Genomic DNA, 23,174 nt, shown 5'->3' on the forward strand with positions numbered 1-23,174 from the left:
GGTGTACCTTTCGGTGGCGCAAGTGGCGAAAAACGCTTTTTATCGCTATAGCGCTAACGGGGCGCAATAGGCGGCGCGGTTTATCTCGCCGTTGGCGCCCGGCCTAGTATCCTCATCGCCCGTGTCAGAGTTTGTGCGGCGCTGGCGTAGCCTTCCCATGGTGTATTTCCGTGCGACAGCCGCTCCTGGATATTGCCGATATGCCACTGCGCGGCGCTGTGCAGCTGTTCTACCTCGGACCACGCGATAGGCACGGATATGCCTAACCCAGGGCGGGCGCGCAGCGACCATGCTGCTACCGTTGTGGCGCCAAAGCCATTGCGTAGGTAATCGATAAATATCTTGCCTATCCGATTACGTGGGCCGCTTTTCGCCGAGAATCGGGCAGGCAGCGTACTGGCCAAGTGCTTGACAATCGCCTGCGAAAAATCCTTCACGCTGTCCCAGTCATGCCGTCGTTGCAAGGGCACGACCACATGCACACCCTTGCCGCCGCTGGTCTTGATAAAGGAGGTGAGTTCCAGCTCGAGCAGGAATGCGCGCAATACCAATGCGGCCTCCTGCATCGCCGTCCATTCCACGCCTTTGCCGGGGTCCAGATCAAAGGTCATACGGTCGGGGCGTTGTATCGCGGTTTTTACGGCGTTCCAGGTATGAAATTCCAACACATTCATTTGTGCGGCGGACAGCAGGCCTTGCGCCGTCGACACTTCGAGCAGGGGTTCATGGCCCGGATCAAGCCGTTCTGGCAATGCCCGAACGCCGGGTATCGTCTCTGCATCCATGTGCTTCTGAAAAAAAATCTCTCCATCCACGCCCTCGGGGGCTCGCACCATAGAAACCGGCCGCCCTCGCAGATGCTCCAACATCAAGGGTGCTACCAGCGCGTAATAGCGGATAACCGCGATCTTTGTGGTTTGGCTTAGCTTGTCGACGATCCGTTCCGGATGGGTAATCGTGAGGTTGTCGGGTAGGCGGTGCGACGAATGCGCGGATTGATGGCCTGCGTTCGATGTTTTTGACGGCAAAACCATCGCTGTCTCCTTTGTAATGGCCTGCGCTGGCTTATCCCAGCGAAGGCCATGAAAAACAGCCTGTCGTACGTGGTTATCCCGGGTCCATTGCGCAAAGGAAACCTCGGCGAGCAGCGAAGGTTGCACCCAATGCGCGCTGCGGTCCAGGCCGGTTGGGCCGGCAAATGGGCGCTGGTCACTGCGCAGGCCCTGAAAGCGGCGCTGCAAGTCGTCCAGGGTTTTGGTGTCGAAGCCGGTGCCTACATTGCCAGCGTAGCGCAATTGGCCGGTGTCGTCGTGAATGCCCAGTAGTAAAGCGCCTATGCCTGTGCGCGCACCTTTTGGGTCGGTATAGCCGCCAATAACGAATTCTTGTCGCAACCCGCATTTTAACTTGACCCAATCGGTGCTGCGGCGCGTGGCGTAAGGGCTGTGTTTCTTTTTTCCGATAATTCCTTCCAGCCCCATTTTGCATGCCGAGCTATACACGTCGTGGGCATCCAGATCGAATGCGGCACTGAGCCTGACGGTGTCATGGGACGCGCCGGTGTTATCCAGTATGGCTGCCAGAAACGCCCGGCGTGCAAGCAAGGGCAGGGTGCGAAGGTCGCGCCCCGCCGCGTACGGCAGATCAAAAAGGTAATACACCACGCTGCTGGTGCGGCCGCGCTCAAAGGCGTTCTGCAGCGCCTGAAAATCTGGCAAACCCTGCTGGTCAGGCACGACGATTTCACCGTCGTACCATCCATCGGGTAATTTCATATCGGTCAGTGTGTGGGCTAACTGCGGCAGTCTTTTCGTCCAATCGTGGCCATTGCGGGTCCAGAGGCGAGGCGCATGATGTTCGATGCGGGTGAGCATGCGGTAACCGTCAAACTTCAGCTCATAGATCCATGCGTCGGCTGCGCGGGGCGGTGACTTGGCCAGTGTGGCGAGTTGGGGGGACAGCGAATCGGGCAGGCGCGCGCGCGGGGCCGCCTCAATGCCAGGGAGGCGGCCATCCTGAAATGGATCATCCCGCATTGCCGAACGTATATTGCTGCCTGAAGGCAAAGACAGCCCGGCAACGCTGCCGGGCATTTCGTCGACAACGCTGAACGCGAGCGCTGGCCGGGCGAAATCGTCGCAGTCTTTGATCAGCAGCCACGTATCCTTATTGTCGTTGTTATTGGTGGCCTGAATGCGCACGAGCATCCATTTTCCGTGCAGCTTGTGTCCATGCAACGTAAAAACGAGTTTGCCTTTGCGATAGCCATCGCTTGGATCGTCTTCGCATTTCCATGTGCCGCGATCCCAGATGATGATGTTGCCCGCACCGTACTGGCCTTTCGGGATATCGCCTTCAAAATCAGCATAAGCCAGCGGATGGTCCTCGACATGCACGGCCATCCGTTTGTCGGCGGGATCCAGACTGGGGCCTTTGGGAACGGCCCAGCTCTTCAGGACGCCGTCCAACTCCAGGCGAAAGTCGTAATGCAGCCGCGTGGCCCAATGCTTCTGAATCACGAATACGGGTGCCCGCGCATTCTGGCGTCCGCCTGAGCGCGGTTCCGGCGTCACATCAAAATTACGCTTGGATAGGTATCCCTTGAGCAGATCTGTTTTCGCCATCGCTTGCACCCTATGTCATGCAGTCATGCCGCGTTGGTGATCTATCAGGCAGCTCGGCTGCTGCGGGTCGCCGCTTTGCGGCGTGCTGCACCTTCTTTCACCTTGGCTTTGGTCTTCGTGGCGGCTGTCGAGGCGGCCGTCTTGCTTGCTTTTTTTTGCCCCCGCGTCGAGGAGCTTGCTGATTTCTGAGCGTAGGCTTTTGTATTCTTTTCTGGCGCCGTACGGCGTTTCGCTCCGCCTGCGTCATCGCCGGATGACGCGCGTTTGCCCAGGCTGCGCTGCAGCATTTCTGTCAGATCAAGGATTTTCGCGCCTTTTGCGGGCTCGGGGGTTTCAGGCTCCGCGACTAAGTGGGTCTCGCCGGCTTCGACCTTATGTTTTACGAGTTGCAGCACCTGCTCCTTGAACGAGTCGGTGAAAGCATTCGGATCCCATTTGCCGCTCATGTCTTTAATGAGTTGTTCGCCCATGGCCATTTCCTTGGCGGTCAGGCCCGTCGATTTACTGCCTTCGGCAGGCAGCCCCAGGCCTTCCCATGTGCGCACTTCATCGCCCCAGCGCAGCAAGTTCAGTATCAGGGCGGGGCCGCAGGGCATCAGCAGCGCCAGATGTTGTTTTGTCTGGATGACGACTTTCGCGATGCCGACTTTGCCTGTACTCCGGAGTACTTCTCGCAGCAAGGCATATACCTTTGCGCCCCTGCCGGTGGGTGAAACATAGTAAGGGCGATCCAAATAGACGAATGGTATTTCGCCGATCGGCACGAAGGTCTCGATTTCCACGGTTTGGGTGGTTTTCGGGTAGGCCGCTGCGATTTCGTCCTGCGACAGAATCACATATTCGCCATTTTCGTATTCGATGCCTTTGACGATATCGTCGCGGCTGATTTCTTTGCCGCTTGCTTTATTGATGCGCTTGTAGCCCACCGGCTCCATCGTCCGGCGATCCAGCCAATCGAAGTCAATCCGCTGGTTTTCGGTGGCTGGATGCAGAGCGATCGGAATATGGACGAGGCCGAATGAAATCGCCCCTTTCCACAGCGCGCGCTTGCTGATAGATGCCATTGCCGCTGCCTCCTGTCGATGCAGGCGGATAAGCAAACGTCATGCCCGGCGCTTGGTGATTATCATGCAAATAAAAATCGTTTACACTTCGATTCCTGAATATTGACTGAATATTGTCTCCAAAAAAGGGGCTTCCTTATGCGTAAATATTTTGCACGTGGCCTATGCGCAACCATTGTGGCCGCTTTGACAGGGGTGGCGGCTGCGTCGCCCGTTGTCACGCCTGACGCAGTCGTCGCTGGCTATGCCAACCTCGCCGCCGCCAAATATGAAGACTCGCTCACGTCGGCGCGCGCGATGCAAAAGTCCATCGACGCGCTTATTGCACAGCCATCCGCGGCCACGTTGGCTGCCGCCCGGCAGGCCTGGTTCGCGGCCCGCCAGGTGTATCAGCAAACCGAGGCATTCCGTTTCGGCAACCCTATCGTTGATGATTGGGAAGGCCGCGTCAACGCCTGGCCGTTGGATGAAGGCATGATCGATTATGTCGACGCTTCTTATGGCACCGAATCCGATGCCAATGCTTATTACGTCGTCAATGTCATTGCCAACCCGCGGCTCAGCATCGGCGGCAAGCCAGTCGACGCCCGCGACATCACGCCAGCGCTGCTGCGCGAGGCGCTGCACGAGGCCGATGGCAACGAGGCTAATGTCGCCACGGGCTATCACGCCATTGAGTTTCTGCTCTGGGGGCAGGACCTGAACGGCACCGGCCCGGCACCCGAAGGCCGCATCGGCACACCCCAAGAACGGCACGCGGGCAATCGCCCGCATACCGATTTCGATCTGCGCCAGTGCACCGGCGGCAATTGTGATCGGCGCGTGCAATACCTTAAGGTGGCTACCCAGTTGCTGGTCGATGATCTGCGTGAGATGGCGGACCACTGGAAAGAGGGTGGGGCGGCCAGCCAGGCGGTGACGCAAGATGCGCGGCAAGGCCTGATTGCAATGCTGACCGGCCTGGGCAGCTTGTCGTACGGCGAACTGGCGGGCGAGCGCATCAAGCTGGGCCTGATGCTGCACGACCCCGAAGAAGAGCATGACTGCTTTTCAGACAACACGCACAATTCCCATTACTACAACCAAGTGGGCATGATGAATGTCTACCTGGGCGAGTACAAGCGCCTGGATGGTTCGACGGTAAAGGGCGCCAGCCTGTCGCAGTTGGTCAGCGCCGTCAGCCCCGAGCTGGACCGCGAAATGCGCGCCCGCCTGGCCGACACACTCAAGGCCATGCAAGCCATCAAGTCACGGGCCGAGCAGATAGAAACCTATGATCAAATGATTGCGCAGGGCAATAAAGAAGGTAACGCCATTGTGCAGGCGGCCAGCGATGCCCTTATCGTGCAAACGCGCAGCATTGAGCGCGTGATTGCGGCGCTCGAACTGGGCGCCATTCAGCTCGAAGGCTCTGACAGCCTGGACGCGCCCAATGCTGTATTCAAGTAAGGCGGCAATAGGGCAGCCCATACGGGCTGGCAGGGCATTGAGCTTGGGGCTGCAAGCGATGCTGGGCATCTTCGCCATAGGCGGGTTGCCGGCAGTGGCGGGCGCTGGGCCAGAGGTGTCAAGGCCCGCGCAAACGCTGGCCTGGCGCAGTGATCTTTCCGCCGCCGAACGTGCCCGCGTGCAGGCCGTCACACGTGCAAGCACTGATTTTTCCAGCGCGGAACCCTTCGAGGTCATGCAGGGCGGTGCTGGCACGGTCAGCAAGCTTGTCAACCGCGATATTTACTCGCATCCCGCCGCCAATCTGTCGTTTCAGGGCCGACAGGATTTCATGGTGGGCAACGGGCTATTTCGCAAAGACTGGGTATCGTCGCCCTCATCTACACAGGCGTCCGACGGCTTGGGCCCGTTGTTCAATGCTCGCTCTTGCCAGGCCTGTCATGTCAAAGACGGGCGCGGCACCGTGCCGGGCTTTGATCCCAATGAGCGCGCCGACGCTGTGGCGCTGCTGCTGCGGCTCGCACTGCCGGCCGATTCAGCGCAAGCGCGCCAGCGCATCGCACAAGGCCTGGGCGTGGGCGACGCAAGGGCGGATCCCGTCTATGGGCATCAGTTGCAGCCTTTTGCGGTGCCCGGCATACAGGCTGAAGGCCAGGTGGAGATCAGCTACCAGGCGATGCGAGTCGAGCTCAATGGCGGGGAAACGGCCACTCTGATGGCGCCTACCTATACGGTGGCAAATCTGGGATATGGCCCATTGCATCCCGATACCCGGTTTTCTCCGCGGTTGGCGCCACCTATGCTCGGCCTCGGCCTGCTTGAAGCCATCCACGAAGGCGACATCCTGGCCAATGCCACCCGAGATCCGGGCGACGGGGTCTCTGGCAGGCCCAACTGGCTCGAAGACAAGGCCGGCGGCACGCGGGTGCTGGGGCGCTTCAATTGGAAAGCGGGCCAGGCCACGGTCGAGCACCAGTCGGCCAAAGCGTTTTCGGGCGACATGGGGCTCTCGACACCGCTGCACCCGGATCACAAGGGCGATTGCACGCCCGCGCAAATCGCCTGTGCCGGTATGCCGCATGGCGTCCAGCCGTATCTGGGCGAGCACGAAGTGCCCCGGCGGTTGATGGATTTCGTCACAACGTATTCGCTGAACCTGGCGCTGCCACAGCGCCGCGATGTCGATGATGCGCGGGTGTTGGCTGGCAAACAGTTGTTCTACCAGGCCAACTGCATCGCCTGCCATGTGCCCAAGTACGTTACCCGGCGCGACGCGGAACGACCCGAGCATCGCTTCCAGTTGATCTGGCCGTATACCGATATGCTGCTGCACGATATGGGCCCAGGCTTGGCCGATCATGTGACTGAAGGCAGTGCGTCCGGCTCGGAATGGCGCACGCCGCCGCTATGGGGCATAGGCCTTACGCGCACCGTCAACCCAAATGCCACCTGGCTGCACGATGGGCGTGCGCGCACCCTGCTGGAAGCCATACTCTGGCATGGCGGCGAAGCCTCGGCCGCGCGCGAGCGTGTCGTCGAGATGACGCCCGCGCAGCGGCAGGATCTGATCCGGTTTCTGGAGTCATTGTGATGAAATATGTGGGCGTTACGATCTGCAATGAGGCCAGCGCGCAGCTAGGCGACATACAAGCAGTAGGCACGCATACAGCCGACATGCATACAGTCGGCGTGCATACAGTCAAGCATGCGATGGGGTTGAGGCGCGGGCGATGGCGGCCTGCGGCACGTGTATTTGCTGCAGCGGTATTCGCCGCAGCTATCCCGTGCGCTGCAGCGGCCGGTACGCTGCCCGATGCGCTGGGCGAAAATCTGGTTGCCGGGTATATCGCACCCTCTATGCAGCGTTTCAGCGAGGCCGCCGTCGGTCTGCAATCCGTGCTCGGTGCCTACTGCGACGGAACCGCCCGCGCGCCAGCATCGACCTTGCTTGGCGGCCCCTCGGAAGCGCGTGCCGATATGGCGGCCTTGGCATCGGTCGCTCATTCAGCCCGCGTGGAAATTTCCTCGGCGGCGCACGCTGGCATTAAGATGCCGACCGGTGCGCCTGCGCGGATGCCAGGCTCCGAAACCGTCGTCGACGCGCAGTTTCTGTTGCTGGCGCAGGCGTGGTCGCGTATTCAGTTTTTGCGCTTTGGCCCGCTGGTGGAGGACAACCGCTTCGAGCGCATTTTCTTCTGGCCGGATCCGCGTGGCATGATGACGCGGCAGCTGCAGCGCCTGCTTGCGCAGGAGCCGCCAGTGCAAGAGGGTGAGGGGATAGCAAGCCAGAGCGTGGCTATACAGGGCCTGCCCGCATTGGAGTATCTGTTGTATCGCGAACATGGCCTCTTGGCGGCGGATGCGCAGGCGTGGGCCGCATTCGGTCGCGATTGCCATTACGCAGAGGCTATTGCCGCCAATCTGGTTCGCCTGGGCAGCGAACTGGCGGCGGCATGGCGTGTGGGAGGGCCATACGCCGTGCGTTTTGCGCGGCCGTCCCGTGGCAACCCCCTGTACCGCACAACGGCGGAAGTGGCTGCCGAAGCCATCAAGGCATTGTCTACGGGCATCCAGTTCGTGCACGATGTCGAGCTGGCGCCCGCCTTGGGCAAGGCGGGTGATGCGATCAATGCGCGCAGGCTGCCGTTCTGGCGCAGCGGCCATTCCACGCAGGCCATGGCCGCCTCCGCGCGGGGGCTTGCCGCGTTTCACGCCGCAGGGCGCTTTGACTATGCGCCTCGCGAGGCCTGGATCGGCAGCCTGATCGCCAACGAACTGGGCCGTGCGGCGGATGCGCTGGGTAATTCTGCGCGTGATGGCGACGATGCGCCGCAGTTGTTGCGGATCGCGGCGCTGCAGCTGAAGAACGCAAAATCCATTATTGACCAAGATATGGCGTCCGTATTTGGCGCAACGGTAGGCTTTAATGCGCTCGATGGCGACTGACCGCAGGCGCTTTCTGGGCCTGTTTGCAGCTTCGGCCGCGTCGAGCGCCTGCGCTGCCTTTGCAGGGCGCGTGTATGGCGCGCCGGCAGCGATACTGCTCGCCGCGGGGGCCGACGCCTCGACAGCAAAGACGGCGAGCATGAGCTGCGGCCCGGCGTCGCGCACGTCGACGTGGGTGGCGGGCGGCACCTCCGGTGAGGAAGGAGCGCATTCTTTCGCCATAGATGAATTGCCGCTGGCCAACACATCTATATATATGGCGGCACGCAAGCAGGCAGGCAGATATCAAGTTGCTGTGTTCGATGCGCAAGGTTGTGAGCGGATGGCCTTGCCGCTGCCTGCGCGGGGTCACAGCTTTGCCATTGACGCGCCGCGTGGCCGCGCCGTGGCCTTTGGCCGCCAGCCCGGCTTTTATGCTGTGGCGTTTTCATATCGGAGGGAGGCCGCCCCGGTAACGCTGCGCCCCGCGCCAGGCCGCCATTTCTTTGGTCACGGCGTATTCTCTCCGGATGGCACGCGGATGGTCTCGACCGAGAATGATTATGAGGCCGGCCGTGGCGTGCTGGGGATATACGATGCCAGCACTAACGGAGGCTACCGCCGCGTGGGCGAGTATGCTTCTGGCGGCGTGGGTCCGCACGAAGTTATCCTGATGCCCGACGGGCATACGCTGTGTGTAGCCAACGGCGGCATTCTCACGCACCCCGATTACGGCAAACTTCCCCTGAATGCGGGCAATATGCGGCCGTCCCTGGCCTATGTCGATCTGCATACCGGCAAGTTGCTTGAGTTGCATGAACTGGATCCTGCCTTGAACCGCCTTTCGATTCGGCATCTGGCGTTGGATGGTTCGGGCGCCGTCTGGTTCGGCTGCCAGCATACCGGCCCGGCGCACGAGCGGCCTCCGCTCGTGGGGCGTCATCGACCAGGTACTGCGCCAGTACTGTTTGAGGGGCCTGGCGACGTGCAGCACCGTCTGAGCAATTATGTAGGGTCCGTGGCCAGCGATGCTTCCGGTAGGCATATTGCAACGTCCAGTCCGGTGGGCGGTATTGTGGCTGTCTGGGACATTGATACGGGCCGATGCATCGGCGCACAGTCGCTGTTCGACGGCTGTGGCGTGGCTCCCGCGGGGCCGCAGGGGTTTCTGCTTAGCAGTGGTCAGGGGCGGTTAGCCCAATGGCAAGAGGTGGCCGCGCCTATACATCCGGTGCGTGCCTGGGACGATACCGCCTGGGATAACCATCTGCGGCAGGTGCCCGCGTCGACGAGCTGAAGGGCGCTGCCAATTGTGGCCGGCGGGCCCACCTGGCATCCGCTGGCTACCGGCCCGGCGCGTCTCCAGACGCGGGCGAGACGCGCTAAATTATTGATTATTTGGGTTTTGAGGCGATTCTCGCGCACCTATAAACCTTCAATAAAAACAAGGGATTGTCGTCGTTACTTAAAACGAAGCTTGAGAATGAGGCGGCGAGGAAATTGTCGTGTTCTCACGACAATTGAAACCCGGGTAATCCCTTATAAACTGTTGCGAATCAGCCCGTTTTGTCGTTTTTTACCAACGGACAGCATCAAAAAGGAGCTTTTTACCTGCTGAGCAATAGCCATGGGGCCCGAATTTTGATGCAATAGCACCAACTTCCCATCGCGGAGTTAGAAAGGGCAGCAGCACGGATAGGTAGTCGCTGCTCTGGTTACTCAAATCTACGGAGATTTCTTACATGAAAAAGACTCTGCTCGCTGCTGCTCTTATCGCCGGCTTTGCTGGTGTTGCTCAAGCAGAAACGTCGGTTACCCTGTACGGTATCCTGGACGGTGGTATCGGCTACCAGAAAGTTGACGGCACCGTTGATGGCGTTGACTACGAAGCCAAGAAGACCGGCATGATCAACGGCGTTCAGTCCGGCAACCGCTGGGGCCTGAAGGGCACCGAAGATCTGGGTGAAGGCCTGCAAGCCGTGTTCCAACTGGAAAGCGGTTTCAGCCTCGGCACTGGCCGTAGCGCACAAGGTGGTCGTCTGTTCGGCCGTCAAGCTACCCTCGGTCTGCAGGGCGACTCCTGGGGCCGTCTGGACCTGGGCCGTCAAACCAACATCGGTTCCAAGTACCTGCCTGGCATCGTTGATCCGTTCAGCGGCGGCTTCGGCCAAGCCAACGTCGGTACGTCGTTCAGCTCGACGAACACGATGCGTTGGGACAACATGGTCATGTACCAGACCCCCAACTTCTCTGGCTTCCAGTTTGGCGTCGGCTACTCGTTCAACGTCAATGGCGACCAAGATTGGAAGACCAAGGTTGACGGCGTTTCCGATCCCGACAACAACGGCAAGGGCGTGACCACCGGTCTGCGCTACGCAAACGGCCCGATCGGCGTTGCGCTGACGTATGATCAGATCAAGAACAGCGCTGACGACACCAAGATCAAGGCATGGGCTCTGGGCGGCGCCTATGACTTCGAAGTGGTCAAGGTTTCGGCTGCTTTCGGTCAAACCAAAGACGGCTGGATGCAGGGCAGCGACTTCGGTCCTGACTTCTCCACCGGCACGTTCGTTGGTGCTGAAGGCCTGAAGGTCAATTCCTACCTGGTCGGTCTGTCGGCTCCTGTCGGCAACGGCAAGGTCCTGGCTTCCTGGCAGATGGCTGATCCCAAGGATGCGCCTAACGACGCTGACCTTGACAAGCAGCACGTTTACAGCCTGGGCTACACCTACAACCTGTCCAAGCGCACCAACGTGTACGCGATCGGTTCGTATGCCAAGCACGTTCTGTTCGAAGACGACCTGAAGTCGACGGTTGTCGGCGTCGGTCTGCGTCACCAGTTCTAATCGGTACGCATAGCTCGCCTATGCATCCGACGGCCCGGTTCGCCGGGCTGTACAGAACAAAAGAAAGCCACCCTTCTGGGTGGCTTTCTGCATTTTCGGCGCGCCGTGCCGCAGGCAAGGTGCACAGCCGTGCGGTAACTGAGGTGACTGTGGCAGCTTGGTATTGCTGCTCACCGCCGCTGGCACTGCGGGCAGTAGTAGGTAGCCCGCTGCCCCTGGACGATGCGCCGTATCGGCGTGGCACAGAGTGGACAGGGTTGGCCCGCCTTCTCGTAGACGGCGGCATGCAGCGCAAAGTAGGCGCCCGGCTCGCCCGTGGCGTTTACATAATCGCGCAGCGTGCTTCCACCCGCTTCCAGGGCCTGCAGGAGCGTGGTGCGGATGGCGGTGGCCAGTGCCGAGCACCGTGCCAGCGATAGGCGGCCTGCGGCCGTCTTGGGGTTGATGCGTGCGCGAAACAATGCCTCTGATGCGTAGATGTTGCCCGCACCCACCACCACATCGCCCGCCAGCAGCGCTTGCTTGATGGGTTGGCGCCGGCCGCGCAGGCGGGCGTGCAAATACTCCGCAGTAAACGTGGGGTCGAAAGGCTCCAGCCCCAGCCGGGCAAGTAGAGGATGCACCTCTATCGGGCCGTCGGCCGCATCGTGCCATAATATGGCGCCAAAACGGCGCGGATCGTGCAGACGGAAGCTGGCGTCGTCAAACACCCAGACGGCATGGTCATGCTTGAGCAGCGGGGCATCGGGCGGCGTGGCGCGCAGCGAACCCGACATGCCCAGGTGCACAATCTGCGTGCCATTGGGGAAGTTGATGAGCAGGTACTTGCCGCGGCGGGCGCAATCCAGCACTTGCCGGCCATTTATGCGGGTGGGCAGATCAGGCGGAACGGGCCAGCGCAGGCGCGGCTCGTATACGATGAATTGCCGCAGGATGCGGCCTGGCATAATCGTCGCTAATCCGCGACGCGTGGTTTCGACTTCTGGCAGTTCAGGCATGTGGGGGTGATAAGATCATTAAATCTCAGCTTGTTTTGCTGCGAATTGTTTTACTGCTAATTTTGCCACCTGGGGCCTGTTATGGGCACGGTAATCACGGTTCTCCCGCATGAAATGTTCAACCCGTCTGGTATTCGCGCTATGCGTATCCATGTTTTCCGGCTGGCCGGTATTTGCGCAGTCGGCGCCGGAAATCAAGCAGGGGGAGCCTACCGAGAAGATCCGCCTGCGCGCGGGTGAGCTGCCCGACGTTTCGCTGACGCCCGAACTGCTGTATCAGTTGCTCAGTGCCGAGATTGCGGCCCAGCGCGGCTTCTACGACCAAGCCAGTGAAACCATGCTCCGCCTGGCGCAGGAAACATCTGATCCGCGCCTGGCTAAGCGCGCCTTCCAGTTTGCCATGGCAGACCGCAATATGGCCCGCTCGCTCGAGGCTGCGCGAACCTGGGCCCTGCTGGCGCCCAAAGACCCCGAAGCGGTGGCGTCATCCTTGGCACTGGCCGCGAGCAGCGGTGAAACCCAGGGCCTGGCTGGCGCGCTCTGGACGCGTATCGAAAAGGCCGACGACAAGGAACAAGCGATCGCGCAGGCTGCCGCCATTGTGGGTAAGATGCCCGACAAAGGCCTGGCGCTCGAAGTGCTCGACAAGGCATTGCACCCCGAAGTGCGGCAGCTGCCTATTGCGCATCTGGCTCTTTCTGATGCGGCTTGGGCGGCTTCCGACCCCTACCGCGCACTCGAAGAGGCGCAAGCTGCGCTGGCTTTGGCCCCCGATCTGGAAGCGGCAGCGCAGCGCGTGCTCGAATATGGCACCAAGGTCGATGCCGACCAAGCGCTCAAAGAGACGCATGCGTTTCTTCAGCAACACCCTGACAGTCGCAAGCTTCAGCTGATGTATGTGAACCGTTTGGTTGAGCAGCGCCAGTTTGACCAGGCGCTGAAACAGGTGGGCGAGATGCGCCGCGCCGCGCCGGAAGACTTCGACCTGCTTTACACCGAGGCTGAAGTGAATATGCGCGCCGAGCGCTACGATCAAGCCAAGGTGCTGTTGAACCAATATATTTCTGTGCAGCGGCAGCGTTTGCAGACGGTGAACGACGAATCCACCAGTGCGGCCGCCGATGCGTCGGATGCCCGCCTGCTGCTGGTGCAGATCGCCGAAAAGCAGGGCAGGATCGATGAAGCGATCCGCGAACTCGATCGCATCGACGACCCGTCGCTCAAGTTCCAGGCGCAGGTGCACAAGGCGGTGCTGCAGGCGCGGCAGGGCGACTTGAAGCGCGCGCAGGCCACGATCAACCGCCTGCGCCCGGCCGATACGCATGAGCGGTCGGTGATCGCGCTGACGCTGGCATCGATTTATCGCGACTCGGGGCGGTCCGACCGCGCCTTGCAGATCCTCGAGAAGGCCGATAAGGATATCCCTGACTCCACGCAGATCAAATACGATCTTGCCATGCAGTATGAGCGGCAGGGCCGTATGCAGGATTTTGAGCGGCTGATGCGGCGTGTCATTGAGCTGGACCCGAACAACGCTAATGCCTACAACTCTCTGGGCTATACCTACGCCGATCAGAATCGCAACCTCTCCGAGGCACAAGATCTGCTCGAGCGCGCGCTCGATCTCGATCCCAACAACCCATACATCCTGGACAGCGTGGGCTGGTATCTCTACCGCACCAGCGACTACGAGGCAGCCATCGAATACCTCCAGCGTTCTTACGACCAAATGCCCTCGGCCGAAGTGGCTGCGCATCTGGGCGAAGTGCTGTGGGTCAGCGGCCGCCGCGACGAGGCCTTCAAGGTTTGGCGCGAGGGCAGCAAGCAGGATCCCGACAATGAAATTCTGGTCAAGACGCTGCAGCGTCTGGGGGTCGAGCTGAAATGACTCACATATCGCTGGCCAAGCTGCGCGCCTGGTCTGCGGCGGGTTTGGCCGCGCTTGCGCTGGCGGGTTGTGCCACGCCGCCGCCCATCAGCGAGTCCGGTGCTGCTACCCAGCAGGCCGTTTTTGAGCGCACGGGCCGCTTCGCCATCAACGTCAGCTATGCCAATGGGCAACGCGATGCGCTCCAGGGCGGGTTTGCATGGCTGGATAACGGCCGCCGCCTGGTGCTGGACCTGGCTAATCCGGTCGGTAGCACCTTGGCGCGGGTCGAGGTGACCGCCGGGTTGGCGCGGGTCACGCGCAGCGATGGCAGTGTCGAAGAAGCCGCCAATGCCGACGCGCTGGTCGAGCAGGTGCTGGGCAGCCCGCTGCCGGTTTCAGGCCTGCGCGATTGGCTGCGCGGCCGTACGGGCGACGGCGTAGTCAACAGCCTCAAGCGAGACGCCGGCGGCCAGCCAGGCTCGTTTACCGAGGATGGCTGGCGGGTGCGCTTGTCGCGTTACGATGGCAAGGGGCCCGGCCTGGTTCAGCTAGATAGAGACGACGCCAACCGCCGCATCAGCGCGCGGCTGGTCATCGACAGTTGAGCGCCGCGCATGGCATTGCATGATGTGCCGGCGCCGGCCAAGATCAATCTGTTCCTGCACGTTACGGGCCGGCGTCCCGACGGCTATCACCTGCTGGAAACCGCCTTTCGATTCATTGGTCTTTACGATACCTTCAGTTTCGATACGCGCACCGACGGGCGAATCGAGCGTGAGGGGGCGGGTGTTGAAGGCTTGGCTGCCGACGACGACCTGGTGGTCAAGGCGGCTCGTGTTTTGCAGCAGGCCACCGGCACGCGCCAGGGTGCGCAGATCAGTTACGAGAAGCGCATCCCTACCGGCGGCGGCCTAGGTGGCGGTTCCAGCGATGCTGCCACCACACTGATCGCGCTGAACCGCCTCTGGAACACAGGGCTGGACCGCCAGGCGCTGATGCGCCTGGCGCGCCCGCTGGGGGCGGATGTGCCGGTTTTTATTTACGGCCAGCCCGCGTTCGCGCGGGGCATTGGCGATGTTTTCGAGCCGCTGCAATTGCCTGAGCGCGCCTATGTTGTGGTGCAGCCGCCGCAGCACGTGCCCACTGCGGCGGTATTTTCTGCCTCCGATTTGACAAGAGATTCTGAATGCATCAGAATAGCGGTCTTTACTGATTGGCAAACAGAAAACGCGCCGCAAAACGGGTTCTACAAGAACGGTTTTTTTGGCAGCAACAATCTGGAGCCAGTTGTTTTTTCCCGGTACCCCAGGGTGGCCGCCGCAGCAAAATGGTTGGCGCAGCAAGGGGTGTCGGTAAGAATGAGCGGTTCGGGGGCGTGCCTGTTTGTGGAATTTGTAACGCAGGCGGAAGCAGCACTTTTCCGAGCCGAAATTCTCAGTAAAATAGCGAGTCGTGCAAACGATTGCGCAGCGGTAATACAGGGTTCCTGGGCTTGCCCGGGTCTGTTGGATCACCCCTTGCGCCATTGGGTACGCAACTGAATTATTGGGGAATCGCCAAGTTGGTTAAGGCACTGGATTTTGATTCCAGCATGCGAAGGTTCGAATCCTTCTTCCCCAGCCAAAAACGTGCAGGCCTGTGCACATCCGCCCAGGCTCGCAGCAAGCGCGAAGCTGTTGAGTCGGCCCCTAGGCTGGTCAACAGCTTTGTCGTTTAACGCCAAGCAAAATACATTCGTCATGGCAAACGACCGTTTCATGATCTTTACCGGCACAGCCAACACCCGTCTGGCTGTAGACGTCGCCAATCATCTCGACATGTCGCTCGGGAAAATGACAGTAGGCCGGTTTTCTGACGGCGAAGTCATGGTCGAAATCAACGAGAACGTACGCGGCAAAGACGTTTTCATCCTGCAGCCCACCTGTGCGCCCACCAACGACAACCTGATGGAAATCATGGTGATGGTCGATGCTTTGCGCCGCGCCTCCGCAGGCCGCATCACGGCCGCCATCCCATATTTCGGCTACGCCCGGCAAGACCGCCGGCCGCGTTCGGCCCGGGTGGCGATCTCTGCCAAGGTTGTGGCCAATATGCTGCAGGTTGTAGGCGTAGACCGCGTCCTCACCATGGATCTGCACGCTGACCAGATCCAGGGTTTCTTCGATATCCCGGTCGATAACATCTACGCAGGCCCGATTCTGCTGGGCGATATCTGGCGTCGCAACTACCAGGATCTGGTTGTGGTGTCTCCAGATATCGGCGGGGTGGTGCGCGCTCGCGCGCTGGCCAAGCAGCTCGAGGTCGACCTGGCCATCATCGATAAGCGCCGTCCGCGCGCCAATGTGTCCGAGGTGATGAACATCATCGGCGAGATCGAAGGCCGCACCTGCATCATCATGGACGACATGGTCGACACCGCCGGCACGTTGTGCAAGGCGGCCCAGGCGCTCAAAGAGCGTGGCGCCACGTCTGTCTATGCCTATTGCACGCACCCGGTATTGTCTGGCGGCGCCGTGCAGCGCATCATCGAATCCCAGCTCGATGAACTCGTGGTCACGGATACGATCCCGCTGTCTGAAGCCGCGCGCGGCTGTGGCAAGATACGCGCGCTTTCCTGCGCGTCGCTGCTGGGTGAAACCATGCTGCGCATCTCGAATGCCGAATCCGTTTCGTCGCTGTTCGTCGATTAAGCATTATCGTCATCCGCTGGTCGCGGCGGGTGGCGCAACACGCGCGGCACTACGGGCCGCGTTTTCAACAAGCCGGGGCAAATGCCCCGATTATCGGAGTCATCCATGAAATTTACCGCCACCACGCGTAGCGTCCAGGGTTCGAGTGCGAGCCGCCGCCTGCGCCGCGCCGGCCGCGTTCCCGCCATTGTCTACGGCGGCACTGCGGACGCCTTGAACATCGAACTCGATCACAACGAGATCTTCCACGCACTGCGCAAAGAAGAGTTCCACGCATCGATTCTCGATATGCAACTGGACGGCAAGGGCCAGCAGGTGCTGCTGCGTGCCGTGCAATGGCACCCCTACAAGCTTCAGGTGCTGCACGTCGATTTCCAGCGTGTCGATGCATCGCAGGCTATCACCACCAAGGTGCCCCTGCACTTCATCAACGGCGAAAACTCGCCCGCCGTCAAGCTGTCCAGCCAACTGATCAGCCACGTTGCCACCGAACTCGAAATCACCTGCCTGCCGGCCAACCTGCCGCAGTTCATCACGGTTGACCTGGGCAACCTGGCTGCCGACGGCAACGTCTTCCTGAGCGACATCACGCTGCCCGAAGGCGTGACCGCGACGGTTCACGGCACCGAGGCCAATATCGTGCTGGCCGCCGCGCTGTCCACCCGTGGCGCAGCCGCCGCCGGTGGCGCCGAGGAAGCCGAAGGCGGCGCTGCGGAAGGCGCAACCGAGTAATCGGTATTGGCAGCCGCCCGCGGCTTGTGCCGGGTTGCGGTTGGCCAACTAACCCCTGTATGGCCTTGCGGCCAGCAGGGGTTTTTTCTTGTGTAGACTGCGCGGTATGAGCATGCAACCAATACGCCTGATTATTGGCCTGGGCAACCCGGGCCCCGAATATGAAACCACGCGCCACAATGCGGGGTTCTGGCTGGCCGACCACATCGCCGACGACCTGAAGGCGAGTTTTCAGCTGGAAAAAGCCTTTTCTGCCTGGGTCGCCAAAGCGCGTGTCGAGGGTGAAGTGGTGGTGGTTGCCAAGCCGACGACTTATATGAATCGCTCGGGGCAGGCAGCGGGCGCCTTGCTGCGTTTCTACAAGCTTGCGCCGGAGCAGGTGCTGGTGCTGCATGACGAGCTGGATCTGCCACCAGGCAGCGTCAAGATCAAGCAGGGCGGCGGGCACGCTGGGCACAATGGTTTGCGCGATATTCAGGCGGCGTTCGGTAGCCCTGCCTTTTGGCGGCTGCGCATCGGTATCGGTCACCCCCGGGCGCTCGGCTTGAACCAACAAGTGGCCGGCTACGTGCTGGAACGCCCGCGCCGCGAGGAGCTTGCAGCGATAGAAGGGGTGATCGACCGATGCCGGGCGGTGGTGCCCGCGCTGCTGCGCGGGGAGTTCACGCAGATCACCAGCCAACTGCATGGGGCTAACAGTGGATGAGGTGAAGACCGGTCTGCCCACGCGCGCGCGCCTGCGCCCTGCCATCCGGCGCAGGCCGGCTGGCCCACGGTTTCGTGATGAGGTGCGCGACTTCCTGCGTTTCGTGCGCAGGCCACGGGTGGCGCCGCGCCTGCCGGGCCGGCGACTCGACAATGGCTGGTGGGAAGACTGGTTTCCTTCCATGAGGATGGGCCGGCTGCTCAAGTGGGCCATGTTGCTATGGCTGCTGAACCTGGTGTTTCTGGGCCCGCTGGCTGTATTGGCGGCAGGCGCGGGCGGCGCCACGCACCGTATCGACATCAACGATATGCCGTGGATACAGGCGCTGATCTGGGCGCCGTTGGTGGAAGAACTGGTGTTTCGCTTTGGCTTGCGGCGACCCGGAGTGGCATGGTGGCTGGTGCCCATCACGGTAGCCATCATGCTTTCGGGCCCCAAGCCCTGGGCCATCATGGTATTGGCGCTGGTGCTGCTGTTGTGCTGGTGGCCGTACCTCGAGCGCCAACCGCCCATGTGGTCGCGTCGGCCGTGGCCCTGGCGCTACCGGGTGTTTTACTTGCGTTGCTTTCCCTATATCTTTTATATCGCCTCGGTCTCGTTCGCCGCTGTGCACTTATATAACTTCAATCTGCACCGCACGCCCTTGTTGTTGCTGCCCCTGCTGGTAGCGCCGCAGTGGGTGACGGGCTTGGTGCTGGGCTGGATACGCGTGCGCCGGGGCATCGGCGCGTCCATGCTGCTGCATGCCATCTTCAATGGCGGGCCGCTATTGGTGGTCGCGTTTATCCTGCGCGGTATGCCAGAGGCGTTGATGTAGGCACAGCGCGCAGGGTGGCTAGGCCTGCCATTGCCTGGATCGGTGCTGAGGTAGGCGCACAGCGCCGTCATCGCCCCACCGCGTAGCCTTGCATGCCCCGCGGGTTGGCGCCCGCGCGAAGCAGTAAGGCACCACCGGCGGCGGGTTCGCGGGTGCATGCGCTCATGCGGCTTTCGGACCATGGCCCGCCTACCTGCATGTCGTGGCCAGCTGCGGCAAGCCGTGCCAGCGTTTCGGCAGAAAAACGCGATTCGATGGCGAGTTTCCCGGTCTTGACGGTACGGGGCCAAAATGACATCGGATAGTGTTCCACGTGCCAGGCGGGTGCGTCGATGGCTTCTTGCAAATTCATGCCCAACGCGCAGTGGCGCATGAAGAAGGAAAGCGACCATTGATCCTGCTGGTCGCCACCGGGGGTGCCGAACGCCATATAGGGCTGGCCGTCGCGCAATGCCATGCCGGGGGAGAGCGTGGTGTTGGGGCGTTTGCCCGGTTGCAGGCTGCCCGGCAGCTTGTCATCGAGCCAGGTCATCTGCAGGCGGGTGCTGATAGAAAAGCCCAGGCCCGGCACTGCGGGGCTGGACGAAAGCCAGCCGCCGGATGGTGTCGCAGCGACCATGTTCCCATGCTGGTCGATGACATCGATATGGCAGGTATCACCCACAAATAGTTCGCGATCGAGCCAGGTGTCGATGGGCGGTAGATTAGCGAACGTTGGTTCGCCCACACCGTAGCGCGTGTCGGAGGTGGCGAGCGCCCGCGCCGATGCGGAGAGATCGGGTAGGTGCGGCGAAAGGCCGCCAGGCTGTCCGGGCACAAGTTCGTGCGACGCGTGCGCGCCCACCAGCGCCGCGCGCAGTTTCGCATAATCGTCAGACAGCAAAGTGGCTAACGGTACGTCGACATGATCGGGGTCGCCATACCAGGCGAGCCGGTCGGCCAATGCAAGCTTGGCCGCCTCGGCGATGCGGTGGACGAATTCGGGCGATTCGTAAGACAGCTTGTCGATGTCCAGATGGCGCAGCATGGAAAGCTGCTGGAGGAACACGGGCCCCTGAGACCAGGGGCCGCATTTGGCGGCGGTGTAGCGACCGTAGTCGACCATCACCGGCTCTTCGTAGCCAGCCTGCCAGTCGGCCATGTCATCCAGCCGCAGCAGGCCGGCGTGGCGTTCGCCGGAACAGTCGCACAGCGCTTCGTTGCGGTAGAACTGGTCGATGGCCTGCGCAACAAAACCGCGATACCACAGCGAAAGCGCATGGTTGATGCGGGCTGTGCGATCGCTGCCGCCGTTGGCGGACTCGTCGGCAATGCGTTGGTATGTGTGTGCAACGGCGGGGTTGCGGAACAGGCCGTTGGGCGAAGGCAGGCGCCCGTCAGGCAGCCAGATGGCGGCTGAGCTGGGCCATTCTTGGCGAAACAGCGTCTCGACGGCAACGATGGCCTGCACGATGCGGGGCACCAGCGGAAACCCTTGGCTGGCATAGGCGATCGCCGGCTGCAATACGTCGGCCAGTTCCCAGGTGCCATAGTCGCGCAGCATGGTCGCCCATGCGCCGAAGGCGCCCGGTACGGTTGCGGGCAGCAGCCCGGTTCCTGGTACCAGCTCGAAGCCCTTGGCGCGGAAGAACGATTGCGTGGCCAGCGCCGGGGCAGGGCCTTGCCCGCACACTACGCGCATTCGCTTTTCGGCCTCGCTCCAGAGCATGATGGGAACCTCCCCGCCCGGCCCGTTCAAGTGCGGCTCGACAATCTGCAGCATGAAGCCGCCGGCGGCGGCCGCGTCGAAGGCGTTTCCGCCGCGTTCCAGCACACTCATGGCAACCTGAGACGCGAGCCAATGCGTAGAGGATACGACGCCAAAGGTACCGCGGATCTCGGGCCGGGTCGTGAAGTCGGTCATGGTTTTTCGTCCTGGTCGTTGGAGCCGGAGGGGGCTGATACCGCTCAGTATAGGTCTTGCCGAGGGGGGCCAGCCCGGAAGCCCGGCGCCGTCAGAGGTACAATCGCTGTTTCAGAATACAGGGCGGCGCGAGGCTCACGGGGCTCTCGTCCGCCTTCTCCAGACGACTCAAGGATTTTCAATGGCTCTCCAATGCGGCATCGTGGGCTTGCCCAACGTCGGCAAGTCCACCCTGTTCAATGCGCTCACCAAAGCCGGCATCGCGGCCGAAAACTATCCCTTCTGCACCATCGAGCCCAACGTTGGCGTGGTCGAAGTGCCCGATGCGCGTCTGCAGTCGCTGGCCGACATCGTGAAGCCCGAGCGCATCCTGCCCGCTGTCGTCGAATTCGTCGATATCGCTGGGCTGGTGGCCGGTGCCTCCAAGGGCGAAGGCCTGGGCAACCAGTTCCTGGCCAATATCCGCGAAACCGATGCCATCGTGCATGTGGTGCGCTGCTTTGAAGACGAGAACGTGGTGCACGTGGCCGGCAAGGTCGATCCCGTGTCCGACATCGAAGTCATCAATACCGAACTGGCGCTGGCCGATCTGGCTACCGCCGAGAAAGCCCTGCAGCGCCACCAGAAGACTGCGCGCGCCGGCGACAAGGAAGCCATCAAGCTCGTGGCCCTGCTGGAAAAAATCATCCCCGTGCTCAACGAGGCGCGGCCCGTGCGTTCGCTGGGCCTCGATGAAGAGGATCTGGCCCAGATCAAGCAGTTCTGCTTTATTACCGCCAAGCGCTGCATGTACGTGGCCAACGTGCGCGAAGACGGCTTCCAGAACAACCCCCACCTGGACGCCGTGCGCAAATACGCCGAGGCCGAGCACGCGCCCGTGGTGGCCGTGTGCGCCGCGGTCGAGGCGGAGATCGCCGAGCTCGACGACGAAGACAAGGCCGTATTCCTTGAAGACATGGGCATGGACGAGCCCGGCCTGAACCGCGTCATCCGCGCCGCCTACAGCCTGCTCGGCCTGCAGACCTACTTCACCGCAGGGGTCAAGGAAGTGCGCGCCTGGACCATCCACATCGGCGACACCGCCCCCCGCGCGGCAGGCGTCATCCACACCGACTTCGAACGCGGTTTCATCCGCGCCCAGACCATCGCCTACGACGACTTCATCTCCTGCAAGGGCGAGCAGGGCGCCAAGGAAGCGGGCAAGATGCGGGCCGAAGGGAAGGAGTATGTGGTGAAGGACGGGGATGTGTTGAACTTTCTGTTCAACGTGTGATCAACGTCTGACGATTTTTGCTGGATCTCGGTGGCGCTCAGGAGCGCTTGGTAGCGCTTGCTGGGCAGGTTGACCCGTTTTAAATCGATGGGTTGCAGAAGCAATACGGTCTGCAGAGTTTTCTGGTTGCTCATCGAGGTTCGGAAAATCGGGGGGGCGTTGGGGGGGCTTGTTCCTGCTGGGTACGAGCCGGCACTTGTGAGCACCCATCGGTGTTGTTAGTGCAGCAAGAAGTCGGTGGACACAGCGGCGATTCAATGGTGGCCTTGCGCCAGGGGCAGGCCCGCTATATTCAGTTCCACGCAAAGGAGATTTCCGTGCGTTGAGTCCGTCACAAACAAGGAACGCTGATTACTCCCACCAAACGCCAGATTGGTGAGAGACGCCCCTGCCGCCCCATGCAAAATCAATTCGGGTTCCGCCCTTGCATTCAACACCCAGATATAGCCCAAGCCAGGATTAGCCACTAACAGACGCCCGCTTGCATCCACGGCCAGCCCGTCGGGCCCGCTCGGCCCATAGGAAGTAAAAAACTGACTCACCTTGGATACACTGCCGTCGGGCAACAGAGGAACTCGCCAAATACAATTACCTCGCGTTACGGCCAGATATAGGGTCTTCTCATCAGGTGATAGCGCTACGCCGTTAGGGCTGGGTATGTTATGCAGCAGCAGATCGAGTTGGCCATTGGGGCGCAAACGATAGAGACGGCCGGTTGGGTCGTGCAAACCACTTTGCCCTTGATCTGTAAAGTATAGGTTTCTGTCACTATCGAATATCAGGTCGTTGACGCCCTTGAATCGTTCACTATTACGCCTCTCAAGATAAGTACGAACTTTGCCGCTGGCTATATCCAACTGCATCAAGCCATTTTTGTAATCGGTGATCAGCAGAGTTCCGCGATCGAGAAACTTCATACCATTTGGCTCACCATCATACTCAGTGATAAGTTCCCAGGCACCCGTATGATCGATGCGAAAAATTCGGCCCCATGGAATATCAGTTACATAAAGGTTCCCTGCGTCGTCAAACACCGGGCCCTCCAAAAATGAATCGACAATGCTCCCCGCTCGATTCGCATCAGCCCATGCACTGCGCTGGCCACGACGGAACGAAGCCGGCATCGAAGAGAACAATGACAGTTCCATAAATTTTGGAGGGTATCGCAGATACATCTCTATCCCCATTAAATGCGATAACGATCAACTGACCTACACTACACTAAACTGACCTGCACTAGCGCAGCACACCAGCACACCAGCACACCAGCACACCAG

The 23,174-nt window shown here is 61.1% G+C and carries 18 protein-coding genes and 1 tRNA gene; 14 read left to right on the top strand and 5 right to left on the bottom strand.

The features are described 5' to 3' along the window. Positions 1–80 precede the first annotated feature (80 nt). Positions 81–2,624 carry a DNA ligase D gene (gene ligD / locus LOL23_RS17055; RefSeq protein ID WP_160979172.1) on the bottom strand — a complete coding sequence of 848 codons (2,544 nt, stop codon included), beginning with the start codon at positions 2,622–2,624 and terminating at the stop codon, positions 81–83. A gap of 44 nt (positions 2,625–2,668) precedes the next feature. Beyond that, positions 2,669–3,688: a non-homologous end joining protein Ku gene (gene ku, locus LOL23_RS17060; RefSeq protein WP_160979174.1), complete on the bottom strand. Its 1,020-nt coding sequence runs from the start codon at positions 3,686–3,688 to the stop codon at positions 2,669–2,671. A gap of 138 nt (positions 3,689–3,826) precedes the next feature. Between ku and LOL23_RS17065 the strand changes: the two genes are divergently transcribed. The 5 genes from LOL23_RS17065 (at position 3,827) to LOL23_RS17085 (ending at position 10,908) form a co-directional block, all read left to right on the top strand. Continuing rightward, complete coding sequence (locus LOL23_RS17065; protein WP_237173963.1) at positions 3,827–5,137, top strand: imelysin family protein; 1,311 nt, start codon at positions 3,827–3,829, stop codon at positions 5,135–5,137. A gap of 58 nt (positions 5,138–5,195) precedes the next feature. Beyond that, positions 5,196–6,728, top strand: coding sequence for a di-heme oxidoreductase family protein (locus tag LOL23_RS17070; RefSeq protein WP_439652106.1), 1,533 nt, complete (start codon positions 5,196–5,198; stop codon positions 6,726–6,728). Next, complete coding sequence (locus LOL23_RS17075) at positions 6,728–8,083, top strand: imelysin family protein (protein WP_160979178.1); 1,356 nt, start codon at positions 6,728–6,730, stop codon at positions 8,081–8,083. The genes LOL23_RS17070 and LOL23_RS17075 overlap by 1 nt, the downstream gene beginning before the upstream one ends. Continuing rightward, positions 8,073–9,359: a DUF1513 domain-containing protein gene (locus LOL23_RS17080; RefSeq protein ID WP_237173965.1), complete on the top strand. Its 1,287-nt coding sequence runs from the start codon at positions 8,073–8,075 to the stop codon at positions 9,357–9,359. The genes LOL23_RS17075 and LOL23_RS17080 overlap by 11 nt, the downstream gene beginning before the upstream one ends. Before the next feature lie 445 nt (positions 9,360–9,804). After that, entirely contained in the window at positions 9,805–10,908 is a 1,104-nt protein-coding gene (locus LOL23_RS17085) for a porin (RefSeq protein WP_160979180.1), read from the top strand. Between the two features lie 170 nt (positions 10,909–11,078). Here LOL23_RS17085 and mutM read toward each other — a convergent pair whose 3' ends face one another. Continuing rightward, on the bottom strand, positions 11,079–11,906 hold the full coding sequence (mutM, locus tag LOL23_RS17090; protein WP_160979182.1) for a bifunctional DNA-formamidopyrimidine glycosylase/DNA-(apurinic or apyrimidinic site) lyase: 828 nt from the start codon (positions 11,904–11,906) through the stop codon (positions 11,079–11,081). Between the two features lie 109 nt (positions 11,907–12,015). On the opposite strand from mutM, the gene LOL23_RS17095 reads away from it, so the two are divergent. The 8 genes from LOL23_RS17095 to LOL23_RS17130 all read left to right on the top strand — a co-directional run bounded on the left by LOL23_RS17095 (position 12,016) and on the right by LOL23_RS17130 (position 18,721). Beyond that, the gene (locus tag LOL23_RS17095; protein ID WP_160979184.1) at positions 12,016–13,794 is read left to right on the top strand and encodes a tetratricopeptide repeat protein; all 1,779 of its coding nucleotides are present in this window, start codon (positions 12,016–12,018) and stop codon (positions 13,792–13,794) included. Further along, the gene (locus tag LOL23_RS17100; protein WP_160979186.1) at positions 13,791–14,381 is read left to right on the top strand and encodes an outer membrane lipoprotein LolB; all 591 of its coding nucleotides are present in this window, start codon (positions 13,791–13,793) and stop codon (positions 14,379–14,381) included. Before LOL23_RS17095 ends, LOL23_RS17100 begins: the two co-directional genes overlap by 4 nt. A 9-nt stretch (positions 14,382–14,390) precedes the next feature. Then, a complete protein-coding gene (gene ispE, locus LOL23_RS17105; protein WP_160979188.1) occupies positions 14,391–15,317 on the top strand; it encodes a 4-(cytidine 5'-diphospho)-2-C-methyl-D-erythritol kinase in 927 nt (308 codons plus the stop codon). Positions 15,318–15,322: 5 nt separating this feature from the next. Beyond that, positions 15,323–15,399 (top strand) — tRNA-Gln (locus tag LOL23_RS17110). A gap of 116 nt (positions 15,400–15,515) precedes the next feature. Beyond that, on the top strand, positions 15,516–16,466 hold the full coding sequence (locus LOL23_RS17115) for a ribose-phosphate pyrophosphokinase (protein WP_160979190.1): 951 nt from the start codon (positions 15,516–15,518) through the stop codon (positions 16,464–16,466). 105 nt (positions 16,467–16,571) lie between these two features. Then, the gene (locus LOL23_RS17120; RefSeq protein ID WP_160979192.1) at positions 16,572–17,198 is read left to right on the top strand and encodes a 50S ribosomal protein L25/general stress protein Ctc; all 627 of its coding nucleotides are present in this window, start codon (positions 16,572–16,574) and stop codon (positions 17,196–17,198) included. Positions 17,199–17,310: 112 nt separating this feature from the next. Further along, positions 17,311–17,904 (top strand): aminoacyl-tRNA hydrolase, encoded by a 594-nt coding sequence (pth, locus tag LOL23_RS17125; protein WP_439652105.1) that lies wholly within the window; start codon positions 17,311–17,313, stop codon positions 17,902–17,904. After that, a complete protein-coding gene (locus tag LOL23_RS17130) occupies positions 17,885–18,721 on the top strand; it encodes a CPBP family glutamic-type intramembrane protease (RefSeq protein ID WP_160979196.1) in 837 nt (278 codons plus the stop codon). The genes pth and LOL23_RS17130 overlap by 20 nt, the downstream gene beginning before the upstream one ends. Positions 18,722–18,788: 67 nt before the next feature. Here the strand turns inward: LOL23_RS17130 and LOL23_RS17135 are convergent, their stop codons facing one another. Beyond that, complete coding sequence (locus LOL23_RS17135; protein ID WP_237173966.1) at positions 18,789–20,624, bottom strand: gamma-glutamyltransferase family protein; 1,836 nt, start codon at positions 20,622–20,624, stop codon at positions 18,789–18,791. Positions 20,625–20,805: 181 nt separating this feature from the next. Between LOL23_RS17135 and ychF the strand changes: the two genes are divergently transcribed. Then, complete coding sequence (gene ychF / locus LOL23_RS17140) at positions 20,806–21,897, top strand: redox-regulated ATPase YchF (protein WP_160979200.1); 1,092 nt, start codon at positions 20,806–20,808, stop codon at positions 21,895–21,897. 254 nt (positions 21,898–22,151) lie between these two features. On the opposite strand, the gene LOL23_RS17145 is transcribed toward ychF, so the two are convergent. Then, complete coding sequence (locus LOL23_RS17145; protein WP_160979202.1) at positions 22,152–23,072, bottom strand: SMP-30/gluconolactonase/LRE family protein; 921 nt, start codon at positions 23,070–23,072, stop codon at positions 22,152–22,154. Positions 23,073–23,174: the final 102 nt, after the last annotated feature.

Origin of the sequence: Paracandidimonas lactea (genome assembly GCF_021653995.1) — a bacterium.
In the GTDB taxonomy this organism is placed as follows: domain Bacteria; phylum Pseudomonadota; class Gammaproteobacteria; order Burkholderiales; family Burkholderiaceae_B; genus Allopusillimonas; species Allopusillimonas lactea.

Bases quoted from the DNA above. Each gene is read 5' to 3' on its own strand.
- ligD (WP_160979172.1), bottom strand. From the start codon at position 2,624: ATGGCGAAAACAGATCTGCTCAAGGGATACCTATCCAAGCGTAATTTT.
- ku (WP_160979174.1), bottom strand. From the start codon at position 3,688: ATGGCATCTATCAGCAAGCGCGCGCTGTGGAAAGGGGCGATTTCATTC.
- LOL23_RS17065 (WP_237173963.1), top strand. From the start codon at position 3,827: ATGCGTAAATATTTTGCACGTGGCCTATGCGCAACCATTGTGGCCGCT.
- LOL23_RS17070 (WP_439652106.1), top strand. From the start codon at position 5,196: ATGCTGGGCATCTTCGCCATAGGCGGGTTGCCGGCAGTGGCGGGCGCT.
- LOL23_RS17075 (WP_160979178.1), top strand. From the start codon at position 6,728: ATGAAATATGTGGGCGTTACGATCTGCAATGAGGCCAGCGCGCAGCTA.
- LOL23_RS17080 (WP_237173965.1), top strand. From the start codon at position 8,073: ATGGCGACTGACCGCAGGCGCTTTCTGGGCCTGTTTGCAGCTTCGGCC.
- LOL23_RS17085 (WP_160979180.1), top strand. From the start codon at position 9,805: ATGAAAAAGACTCTGCTCGCTGCTGCTCTTATCGCCGGCTTTGCTGGT.
- mutM (WP_160979182.1), bottom strand. From the start codon at position 11,906: ATGCCTGAACTGCCAGAAGTCGAAACCACGCGTCGCGGATTAGCGACG.
- LOL23_RS17095 (WP_160979184.1), top strand. From the start codon at position 12,016: ATGAAATGTTCAACCCGTCTGGTATTCGCGCTATGCGTATCCATGTTT.
- LOL23_RS17100 (WP_160979186.1), top strand. From the start codon at position 13,791: ATGACTCACATATCGCTGGCCAAGCTGCGCGCCTGGTCTGCGGCGGGT.
- ispE (WP_160979188.1), top strand. From the start codon at position 14,391: ATGGCATTGCATGATGTGCCGGCGCCGGCCAAGATCAATCTGTTCCTG.
- LOL23_RS17115 (WP_160979190.1), top strand. From the start codon at position 15,516: ATGGCAAACGACCGTTTCATGATCTTTACCGGCACAGCCAACACCCGT.
- LOL23_RS17120 (WP_160979192.1), top strand. From the start codon at position 16,572: ATGAAATTTACCGCCACCACGCGTAGCGTCCAGGGTTCGAGTGCGAGC.
- pth (WP_439652105.1), top strand. From the start codon at position 17,311: ATGCAACCAATACGCCTGATTATTGGCCTGGGCAACCCGGGCCCCGAA.
- LOL23_RS17130 (WP_160979196.1), top strand. From the start codon at position 17,885: ATGGGGCTAACAGTGGATGAGGTGAAGACCGGTCTGCCCACGCGCGCG.
- LOL23_RS17135 (WP_237173966.1), bottom strand. From the start codon at position 20,624: ATGACCGACTTCACGACCCGGCCCGAGATCCGCGGTACCTTTGGCGTC.
- ychF (WP_160979200.1), top strand. From the start codon at position 20,806: ATGGCTCTCCAATGCGGCATCGTGGGCTTGCCCAACGTCGGCAAGTCC.
- LOL23_RS17145 (WP_160979202.1), bottom strand. From the start codon at position 23,072: ATGTATCTGCGATACCCTCCAAAATTTATGGAACTGTCATTGTTCTCT.